This is a genomic window from Pontimonas sp., assembly GCF_031581085.1.
Taxonomy (GTDB): Bacteria; Actinomycetota; Actinomycetes; order Actinomycetales; family Microbacteriaceae; genus Pontimonas.
Genome location: NZ_JAVLBO010000064.1, coordinates 1 through 1681 on the forward strand (window position 1 = coordinate 1; position 1681 = coordinate 1681).

Here is a 1681-nt window from a genome sequence, read left to right on the forward strand (position 1 = left end):
AGACGGGCAATACAGCCACAACGACCCTCACCGCCGCACTGTCTGCGGCGGTACTCGTCATCGGCCTGAGCGGCTGTGTGATGCTGTCGACACCGCCGATAGCGGACGACCGGTCCGTCGCCCCACAGGAGGATGCACCGAGTACGGAAGCCTCAGAGGATGCTTTTGCGGTGAGTGATCTGATGTTTGCCACGATGATGATTCCCCACCACCAACAGGCCGTAGATATGTCTGCTACCGCACTCGAGGTGTCGGAGTCTGCCCAGGTGCGTGACCTTGCTGAGCGAATTCGAGACGGCCAGTTACCCGAGATAGACCAAATGCAAGGCTGGCTCGACGCCAATGGTCTCGACGCTGACGCACTACCGCGCAACCCGATGGACCCCACAGGAACCGACGGGATGGGCGACATGCCGGGGATGGAGGCAATGGGAGGGATGGCTACCGAGGAAGAAATTGCTTCCCTCAACGCGTTGACTTCCCCCGAGTTCGACGAAGAGTTCCTGCGACTGATGATTGACCACCACGAAGGCGCACTCGTGATGATTCGTATGATCACCAACTCTGAGGTCGACGAAGTTCGCCAACTCGCGGGAGATATTGATCGGGTTCAACGAGCCGAAATAGCGGAAATGCACGACCTGCACGAAAGGCTTGAGAGTGAATAAGGCGCTATGGGCTACGGTTTCGAGCCTTGTTGTGCTCACCGGTTGTGCAACGGATGCCGAGCGCACCGATGACCTCAGCGCGACAGGTCACGTCCACAATCTCGCCACCGACGGTAGCGCTATCTGGGCGGGAACCCACGACGGGCTTTACCAGTGGGAAGAAGACTCAGCAGACTGGTTGCGCTTGGGACCCTCTTTCGACGTGATGGGCTTGAGCTATCACGACGGAACCTTTTGGGCCAGTGGCCACCCGGGATCAGAACTCGACTCACCAGACCCCATTGGGCTGATTCGCTCAAATGATGGTGCAACAACGTGGGAGCCCCACGCGCTCTCCGGCGAAGTCGATTTTCACATGTTGGATGTCAGCGAGAGTTCCATGGTGGGTGTGGCGGCCAACTACGGGGCAATCGTGAGAAGTGTTGATGGCGGTGCCAACTGGGAGACCTTCGAGGTGCCGCCGCTCACCGATTTTGCGCTCAACCCGCAAAACCCCCAGCAACTTCTGATCGCAACAGGCGAGGGCCTACTGCTCTCGGAGGACCTGGGTGAGACTTTCACTGAACTCGATGTGCCAGCAGGTATCTCCACCGTGGAATGGTCAAAGACGGGAGTGGTCATCGGTTCCCCAACAGAGCTTTTTACCAGCCGAAGTCCCGCAGAGAGTTTTGCCGTCCTCGACCACACCTTTAGCGATATCCGCGCAATCGCTGCCTCCGGAGAGGTGATTGTGGTGCTAGACGCTGGAGAGGTCTCCATCTCCGTCGACCAGGGTCAGAGCTTTTTCAGGGGCTAAAGGGTTCACGGGCACATGTCCCGCACCAAGCAGCTGAATCCAGCCCCGACCTGCTCGGAATTCCCCAGCATTTCATCAGTCACATGATTGACACTGAGGCTGGCGCACACTCGGTGTGTCCCACCAGCGGAGGTGAACTACAGAGCAGTGGAAGACACTGTGTGGCTCAACGTAGGCCTCGTCGCATTTTTCATTCTCCTCGGCGGCCTCTTTGCCG

The 1681-nt window shown here is 58.4% G+C and carries 2 protein-coding genes; both read left to right on the forward strand.

Annotated elements, in window-relative coordinates; genetic code table 11:
- A partial coding sequence (locus tag RI518_RS07860; RefSeq protein ID WP_310689822.1) for a DUF305 domain-containing protein occupies positions 1-668 on the forward strand: 668 nt, incomplete at its 5' end.
- Positions 661-1464, forward strand: coding sequence for a hypothetical protein (locus RI518_RS07865; RefSeq protein ID WP_310689823.1), 804 nt, complete (start codon positions 661-663; stop codon positions 1462-1464). The genes RI518_RS07860 and RI518_RS07865, both read left to right, overlap by 8 nt.
- Positions 1465-1681: the final 217 nt, after the last annotated feature.